The sequence below is a fragment of the Mesorhizobium sp. M2A.F.Ca.ET.037.01.1.1 genome (assembly GCF_003998075.1).
In the GTDB taxonomy this organism is placed as follows: domain Bacteria; phylum Pseudomonadota; class Alphaproteobacteria; order Rhizobiales; family Rhizobiaceae; genus Mesorhizobium.
Window position 1 is genome coordinate 1 of the sequence record NZ_RZSA01000199.1, and the last position, 8,163, is coordinate 8,163.

Here is an 8,163-nt window from a genome sequence, read left to right on the forward strand (position 1 = left end):
CCGCCGCCACCAACCCGGCCGTCGTCGGCCAGGTCTCGGTGCGCGCGTTGGCGCAGCTGCTCGCCGGCGAGGATCCCGGCCACAACGTCATCGTGCCGCCGACGCTGATCACCCAGAAGGAGCTGATCGACAAGGACATCAAGAACATGGAAGACCTGTCGGCCAAGCTGCCGCAATTCGCCCATGCCGATGTCGCGATGCCGGCCTGGATGCCGAACCCCAACGCCAAGTAAGAGTAAGGCAGTCACGAAATGAAGAGAGCGGTCCAGCGGGCCGCTCTCTGTCTTTGTGAGGGCTGCTGTTGCGGCCTCACCGCTGCCAGAAGGGCAGTTTGGCGATCTCGGCCTCGACCTCTTTTTTCGTCAGCCCGATATCGTCGATCAGATGCGGATTGTCCCTCGCCATCCGCTTGAGCTCAGCGCGAAAATAGGCCTGCTTGCGGTGCTCCGCGATGAGGCTGCGCAGAGCCGCGAGGCCATAGCGTCGCCGGCCCGTGTGCATTGCTGGTGCCGCCGCCAGACATGTTGAAGGCGCAAAGCTGTCGTTCATGGCAACCTCCATCGAAATGAGGGTTCCGAAAGCCCTCGACCTGATTGAGATTGCACTGTGCCGCAGGCGGCGAGCGGCGTAATTAAGCTCTCCCAAATAGTTCTCAAAACTTCCAAATCGGGTAGACGGGTTCGCCGTTTCACGGAAACGGCGAACCCGTCTATCCCTTTGTTTTTACGCAATTCCGGGCGGAAGGTTACGGCGAAGGCGCCGAACTTAACCGCTCACACTTTTCCTGGAATTGCTCTATAGATCGCCGCATGCAGGGATCGCGCTTTGCTTTCGGACCGTTCGTGCTTGATCCGGGCGCGGGAACGCTGCTTCGGGGCGATGTTCCCGTTGCCGCCGGCTATCGCGGGCTGAAGCTGCTGGAAGCGCTCGTCGCGCGTCCTGGCGAAATCCTGGCCAAGGCCGAGCTGATGGACGCGGCCTGGCCGGGCACGGCGGTAGAGGAAGGCAATCTCACCGTCCAGATCGCGCAATTGCGCAAGCTGCTCGGTCCGGCGGCCGGTGGTGGCGAGTGGATCGCCACGGTGCCGCGTGTCGGCTATCGCTTCACCGGTACCGTCGAACAGGCCGACGCCACGCGCAAGCCCTTGCCGCTGCCCGACAAACCGTCGATCGCCGTGCTGCCCTTCATCAATCTGAGCAACGATCCCGAGCAGGAGTCTTTCGCCGACGGCCTGACCGAAGACCTGATCACCGATCTTTCACGGATTCCGGGCCTCTTCGTCATCGCGCGCAATTCGGTGTTTGCCTACAAGGGCAAAGCGATGGACGTGCGCGCCATCGCCGGCGAACTCGGCGTGCGCTATCTGCTGGAGGGCAGCGCCAGGCGCGCCGCGGGGCGTGTGCGCATCAACGCCCAGCTGATTGACGCGCTGAGCGGCAAGCATCTGTGGGCCGAGCGGTTCGATCGCGCCCTGGAAGACATCTTCGCCGTTCAGGATGAGGCTACCGCCAAGATCGTCGAGGCGCTGCTCGGGCGGCTGCGCGCGCCGCCGGAGCGCAATCGGCCGAAGAACCTCGAGGCCTATGATCTCGTCGTGCGGGCACGCAAAATGTTCGACGAGTCGCCGCAGATGGCGCGCGAGGCGCATCTGATGCTGACGCGCGCGATTGCGCTCGATCCGGACTATGCCGAGGCTTATCGCTGGCTTGCCATGAACCACTGGATGGGATGGGTGCATTGGGGCGAGCCGTTCGAGCCTGCCCGAAGCACATCTCTTGAGCTGGCGCGCAAGGCGGTGGCGATCGACTCCAACGACGCTGGCTGCCGCTGGGTGCTGGCGAACCTGCTTGCCTATGAGCGCGATTTCGAACAGGCCGAGATTGAGTTCGCCAAGGCGATCGAGCTCGATCCGAACGAGGCGGATATCTGGGCGACATTGTCCGACATCGAGGTGCTGGCCGGCCAGGTGGACTTGAGTCTCGAGCACATCCGCAAGGCGTTCCGGCTGAATCCCTTTCCGCCGAGTTGGTATTATCTGACGCTCGGCCAGGCACAGTATGCGGCTCGCGACTATGAAGCCGCCGTCGAGACGCTGCGCCGCGACGAGACCTACCGCACCAGCTCGCGCCGCTTCCTGGCGGCAAGCCTCGCGCAGCTCGGCCGCCTCGACGAGGCGCGCACCGAGGTCGCGCTGTTCCTCGTCGGCAATCCGCATTTCTCGACGCAGCGCTGGGTCGACACGGAGCCGTTCCTTGACGACGCGACGCTTGAGCATTTCGTCGAGGGTTTCCGCAAGGCCGGCCTGCCGGAGTGAGGCCGACGTAACCTCAGCGGCCGGCGCGCGCCAGCCCATGCGCCACCAGCCGGTCGATGACCTCCGGATAGCTGACGCCGCTCGCCGCCATCGCCTTGGCGTACATGCTGATGTTGGTGAAGCCCGGAATGGTGTTGAGCTCGTTGATCAGGAAAGTCATGTCCGGCATCAGGAAGAAGTCGACGCGGGCCATGCCGTCGCAGCCGAGCGCCCGGAACGCCTTTGCGGCCATGTCGCGCATGGCTTCTTCGACCTGCGGCGGCAATTCCGCCGGCACTATGAGCGCAGCGCCGTTCTCGTCGATATATTTGGCGTTGTAGTTGTAGAAGCCGTGGCTCTCAGCGGGCACGATCTCGCCTGGACGCGAGACGAAGAGCTCGCCGGCGGGACTCTCCAGCACGCTGAATTCGATCTCGCGGCCACGAACGAATTCCTCCGCCAGCAGCTTGCTGTCGTGCTGGAACGCCTCCGCGAGGGCCCGGTCAAATTCCTGGCTGGCATTGACCTTGGCGACGCCGACTGACGAACCCTGCCGCGCCGGTTTGATGAAGATCGGCAGCCCGAGCCGGTCTTCCAGTTCGGCAAGCGTAGGCGCCGCACCCTCGTCGATGGTCACCGAACGTGCGACGGGCACGCCCGCCGCCTTCAGCAGCCGCTTGGCGATGTCCTTGTCGAGCGCCGTGGCCGACCCCAATATGCCGCAGCCGGCGAGCGGCACGCGCGCCACTTCGGCCAGTCCCTGCGCCGCGCCGTCCTCGCCATGCAGGCCGTGCAGCACCGGAAACAGGATATCGATGGCGGGCAGGTCGTGGGGCGCGCCGCTGGCGGGTATCGCCAGCATCCGTCCATGCCCGCCCGGCGCCAGGCAGACCTGCGTGCCAACCGACGGCGTCGCCAGCGCGCCGTTCTCGAAGCTGCTCAGCAGCCATTGCCCTTCGCGCGTGACGAAGATCGGAACGGCATCGTATTTCGCCGGGTCCAGCGCTGCCATGACGTTGGCCGCCGAAAGCAGCGACACGTCATGCTCGGCGGAGCGTCCGCCGAACAGCACACCGATACGAAGTCTTTTTGCGGGCATCGACAACTCCACCAATGATCAAGGGTTGGAGCTCGCATGCGAAACACCAGGCATCCCCTTCAACCGTAGTAAGCGGACGATTGGAGTGGGACTTTGACCGGTTGCAGCAGTTTTTCAGCAGAAGCGCGAAGGGCCTTGCGCCGGAACAGCATCAAAACAAGGACATGGGTGGTTCGTCGCTCGCCAGCGCTTGCTGGAATACCGCCGGTCCCGACCTTACTCGTTGAAGAGGTCCGAATGCGAGCCGGTTCGTGCAAGCTGCAGCTCTCCATTCGCCACGCGATAGATCAAAAGCCAATCCGGTTCGATGTGAGCGTCACGATAGCCCTTCCAGTCGCCTTTCAGCGGATGGTCTTTGTAGATCGGCGGCAGTTCATGCTCGCCGATCAGGTGAACTAAAATCTGACGCAACTTGCCAAGATCCTTGCCACGCTTCTCCATACGCTTCACATCCCGGCGGAATTGCCCGGAGCGAACGGGGATCAACATGTCAGATTTCCAGATCGTTGAATAGCTCGTCGGCCGAAGCGAACCGCTTGCCCTTGCCCTTCTCCAATTCGGCCATGGCCTTTCGCGTGGTTGTGTTCGGGACTTTCACCGGAAAGGGAAATTCTTTGTCCGCGGCGACACGGACCAACAGCAGGCGAATGGCGTCGGAAACCGACAACCCCATGGCCGCCAAGGCTTCCGTAGCCTGATCCTTCGTTGCGGTATCGATGCGAGCGCGGACTACCGTATCTGATGCCATGTGCGACTCCTCTGGAGCACAATGTAGCTACAGAGGAGCATTCCTGCAAGCAGGTACCCTGTGCTTTACAGGACAAGCATCACCGCAGCGCCGCCGCGATGTTGCCGCCGTCGACGGTGGTCACATCGGCGGTGGTACGCTCGGCCAGCGCCTGGTGCAGGAAGGCCTGCGCCACGTCGTCGGCTGTCACTTCCTGCCCGAGCAGATTGCCGGACATATATTCCTTCTCGGACACGCCACGCGCGCCGGACCGGCTGGCGATCATGGCGTCGGTCAGGAGGCCGGAGCGGATGCGGTCGGCGTTGACCGCGTTGGAGCGGATGCCATAGGCGCCGTAATCCAACGCATATTGCCTGGACAGGAACAATGTCGCCGCCTTCGGAATGCCGTAGGCGCCGAATTTCGGGCCGGGATTGATCGCCTGCTTCGAGGTGTTGAAGAGCAACACGCCGCCAGTACCCTGTTCCAGCATGATGCGCACCGCGTTCTGCGCCGCCGACTGGTGGGCGAAGAAGTTGAGCTCGAAGCTCTTGCGCAGAGTGGCGTCGTCGAGCTCCCCGATACGGCCTTCCCAGGCGGCTCCCGCGTTCGAGACCAATATATCGACGCCGCCATAGACCGCGATCGCCTTGTCGAAGGCAGCGCGCATCTCGGCCGGCTTGGTGATGTCGGCACCGACGCCGATCGAGTTGTTGCCGGCCGCCTTCGCCGCGTTCGCGGCCTTGGCTGCGTCGACATCGACGATCACCGCATGGGCGCCGTTGGCGGCGAACAGCTTTGCCGTCGCGACGCCGATGGCGCCGGCGCCGCCGGTGATCAGCACCACCTGGCCGGTCAGCGGCTTCGGCTTGTTGGAGGCAAGCTTGGCCTGCTCCAGCGACCAGTATTCGAGCGGGAAGAGGTCTGCCTTGGAGAGCGGATGAAAATTGCCGATAGCTTCGGCGCCGCGCACCGCCTCGATCCACATCTCGCCGACATCGGAGGCGATCTTGGCATCCTTCAGCGTGCGGCCATGGCCGAACATGCCGAGACCCGGCACCAGCGTCAGGCGCGGCATCGGGTCGAGCATGGTGCGGTTGACCTCGTCCAGCGCGTCATTGGTCTCGAAATAGGCGGTGTAATCCTTGACGAAGGCCTCGACATGGCTGCGCACCACGGCCTTGTAGTCGCCGAGCTTGTCGGCGTCGGGCGCTGGCACCGCCATCGGCCCGGTCTTGATGCGGATCGACAGATCGGGCGTCGACACGCCGCGGGCGGCATAGTCGGCGATCTTCGCCGAGTTGATGAAATCGACGATTGCGTCCGAGGTGCGGAAGTCGCTGATCATGCGGTCGAAACGGCCTTCGCCGCGCGCCACGGCAACCGCGCCGCGCAATGTCGGCGCGATGTCGCTCGGCTTGGCGAGCTTTGCGGGCAGCGCCGCCTTGGCCGCCTGCGGCTTGCCTTTCCTGGCGACATACTCCTCGGCGACATTCACATAATGGATCATGCGGTCATAGGCCTGCCTGGCATCGTCGCCGAAGGTGAAGATGCCGTGCTTGTCGAGGATCAGGCCTTCGACACTCGGGTCGGCATCGAAGACTTCCGCGGCCACCTTGGCGAGGTCGAAGCCCGGCTTGATGTAGGGCACGTAACCTAGTCTGTCGCCGAACACGGTCTTGATCAGCGGTTTGCTGTCCTCCTGGTCGACAATGGCCAGGATCGCGGTCGAATGCGTGTGGTCGACGAATTTGTGCGGCAGGAAGGCGTGCAGCAGCGTTTCGACCGACGGGTTGGGGGAGGACGGATTGATCAGATTGGAGCGCTGCAGCGCCACCATGTCCTCGTCAGAAAGCTTGTCCAGCGCGCGCGCCTTGAGCAGCGCGCCCATCTTCACCGCCGGCAGGCCTTGCGGCTCGATGACGGCCATGTCCCAGCCGCTGCCCTTGACGCAGAGCACATCCCATTCGTCGCCGAGGAGATCCGTGGCCTTGGTCTTGCAGGACGTGTTGCCGCCGCCATGCAGCACCAGCCGCGGCTCTCCGCCGAGCAGGCGGGTCGTGTAGACGCGCAGCGCAAGGTCGCCGCCGACGCCCTTCCTGGCGTAGTCTGCAACCATCTTCTCCGCGTCAGCGTCGTTCCAAAGGTTCTTCATGTCGTTGCGTCCGATACTCGTCTTTTTGCTCATGAACAGAAAGCCGCGACGCCTTTATGACAGAAGCGGCGAGGGTGGTTTCTAAGAGGCCTTCTTGGTTGCCGCCTCGGCGTATTGGAGCAGGCGCTCGGCCATATGCGCGCCGATCACCAGATGCGTGCAGAGCCCGCCGGCGATGGCCGCAAGCAGCGGCTCGAACTTCGTATCTTCCTGCACCACCATCAGCCGCTTCTCGATGGCGCGCAGCGAGGCGAGCGCGGCGGAGATGACGCGCCGGTTGTAGCTGCAGTCGAGCACCTCGCCCCTGGCGTCGATGATCTGCCCGGCGATGACGCCGGCCGCACCCTGGCTGCGCAGCGCCTCCATCTCGGCCGGCGACAGCGCGCCACATTTCACCAGATGGCTGTCGGCGTCGACCGCGCCGACGGAATAGAGCGCCAGATCGCAGTCGGCGATGCCGGCGAGCTGCTCGCGGATCACCGGCTCGGCGCGCAGGCTCTTCGCCAGCTCTTCCGTCGACAGCACCAGCGGCGCATAGAAGTTCAGGCCCTTGGCGTTGAGCCGTCGCGCGATCTCCATCGTGCACTGGTCGGGCCGATAGGAATAGGGCGCGCCGAGATTGCCGCAGAGCTGCACCACGGTGACGTCCTGCAGGTCGGCGAAGGACATGATGTCGGCTATGGTGTAAACGGTGCGGCCCCAGGCGACGCCGATCCGGTCGCCCTTCTTCACCAGCTCGAGAAAGACGCTGGCCGCGAGCACCGCGATGTCGGTTGAGGGATCGGCGAGATAGGCATTTTCCGGCGCGATCCAGACGGCGTCGAGCTCGAAGGCGTCTTCAACCTTGCGTGCCATAACATCGTCGGTGAAGAGCTGCGTCGAGGTCGAGATGTTGACGATGCCGGTCTCGCGCGCCTTGCGCAGATACATGGCGACCGAGGCCCGCGAAATGTTGAGCTGGCTCGCCACTTCGTCCTGGCGAAGGCCATGCGCATAGTAAAGCCAGGCGGCCTTGTGGATGAGCTGTTCTGCCGGTCTGATCGCCATGCCGCCTCCCTGGCTGACATTAGTCACGGCTCTCGACAAAAGTCAAACCTGAGTGAGCGGAGGCGTTTACCTGTCGGCAGGGCTCAGCGTGGATCGCCGTTCTGTCAAGCGACCGGATCATAGCATTTTCAGCTATTCGGAGGGATAGCGTGACAGCGGGCCTGAGGTTAGAAGGTTCGAAAAGAACTTGGGGAGAACGGGATGGCCAATCCCTACGAACAGGATCTCGACAGGAACGCCGCCAATTACCAGCCGCTGACGCCGCTCACTTACCTTGAACGCACTGCCAAGACCTATCCCGACCATGTCGCTATCATCCATGGCAGCCAGCGCATCACCTATCGCGAGTTCTGGCGCCGCTCGCTGAAGCTTGCATCGGCGCTTGCGCGGCACGGCATCGGCAAGGGCGACACGGTGACGGTGATGCTCTCCAACACGCCGCCGATGCTGGAAGCGCATTTCGGCGTGCCGATGGTGAAGGCGGTGTTGCATTCCCTGAATACCCGCCTCGACGCCGCCATCCTCGCCTTTCAGCTCGATCATGCCGACTCGAAGGTGCTGATCGTCGACCGCGAATTCTCGGGCGTGGTCAAGGAGGCCTTGGTGTTGGCCAAGGCCAAGCCGTTGATCATCGACTATGATGATCCCGATTATGCCGCCGACGCTCCCTACCCGAAGGGCGAGCGGATCGGCGTGCTCGATTATGAGGACTTCGTCGCCGCGGGCGACGAGGCGTTCGCATGGTCGATGCCGGACGACGAATGGGAAGCCATCTCGCTCAACTACACGTCCGGCACCACCGGCAACCCGAAGGGCGTCGTCTACCATCATCGTGGTGCCG

8 protein-coding genes and 1 pseudogene are annotated in these 8,163 nt (G+C 63.5%); 3 read left to right on the top strand and 6 right to left on the bottom strand.

From position 1 onward, the window contains the following. Positions 1–233 (top strand): annotated as a pseudogene (locus tag EOA27_RS12505) (LacI family transcriptional regulator); the annotation flags it as partial. A gap of 76 nt (positions 234–309) precedes the next feature. Here EOA27_RS12505 and EOA27_RS12510 read toward each other — a convergent pair. After that, the gene (locus EOA27_RS12510; protein ID WP_245491076.1) at positions 310–549 is read right to left on the bottom strand and encodes a DUF1127 domain-containing protein; all 240 of its coding nucleotides are present in this window, start codon (positions 547–549) and stop codon (positions 310–312) included. Between the two features lie 260 nt (positions 550–809). On the opposite strand from EOA27_RS12510, the gene EOA27_RS12515 reads away from it, so the two are divergent. Beyond that, positions 810–2,315 carry a winged helix-turn-helix domain-containing tetratricopeptide repeat protein gene (locus EOA27_RS12515; RefSeq protein WP_127256301.1) on the top strand — a complete coding sequence of 502 codons (1,506 nt, stop codon included), beginning with the start codon at positions 810–812 and terminating at the stop codon, positions 2,313–2,315. Between the two features lie 13 nt (positions 2,316–2,328). On the opposite strand, the gene EOA27_RS12520 is transcribed toward EOA27_RS12515, so the two are convergent. The 5 genes from EOA27_RS12520 to EOA27_RS12540 form a co-directional block, all read right to left on the bottom strand. After that, positions 2,329–3,393, bottom strand: a complete 1,065-nt coding sequence (locus EOA27_RS12520) for a D-alanine--D-alanine ligase family protein (RefSeq protein ID WP_126078687.1) — start codon at positions 3,391–3,393, stop codon at positions 2,329–2,331. Between the two features lie 216 nt (positions 3,394–3,609). Further along, positions 3,610–3,882: a type II toxin-antitoxin system YafQ family toxin gene (locus EOA27_RS12525; protein ID WP_126078686.1), complete on the bottom strand. Its 273-nt coding sequence runs from the start codon at positions 3,880–3,882 to the stop codon at positions 3,610–3,612. 1 nt (position 3,883) lies between these two features. Further along, positions 3,884–4,141, bottom strand: coding sequence for a type II toxin-antitoxin system RelB/DinJ family antitoxin (locus EOA27_RS12530; RefSeq protein WP_126078685.1), 258 nt, complete (start codon positions 4,139–4,141; stop codon positions 3,884–3,886). Positions 4,142–4,220: 79 nt separating this feature from the next. Continuing rightward, positions 4,221–6,275, bottom strand: coding sequence for a bifunctional aldolase/short-chain dehydrogenase (locus EOA27_RS12535; RefSeq protein ID WP_127256303.1), 2,055 nt, complete (start codon positions 6,273–6,275; stop codon positions 4,221–4,223). Between the two features lie 81 nt (positions 6,276–6,356). Then, the gene (locus EOA27_RS12540) at positions 6,357–7,322 is read right to left on the bottom strand and encodes a sugar-binding transcriptional regulator (protein WP_126078684.1); all 966 of its coding nucleotides are present in this window, start codon (positions 7,320–7,322) and stop codon (positions 6,357–6,359) included. Positions 7,323–7,523: 201 nt separating this feature from the next. Here EOA27_RS12540 and EOA27_RS12545 point away from each other — a divergent pair. Continuing rightward, positions 7,524–8,163 (top strand): AMP-binding protein (locus EOA27_RS12545; protein ID WP_145970327.1); only part of this gene is annotated, 640 nt, incomplete at its 3' end.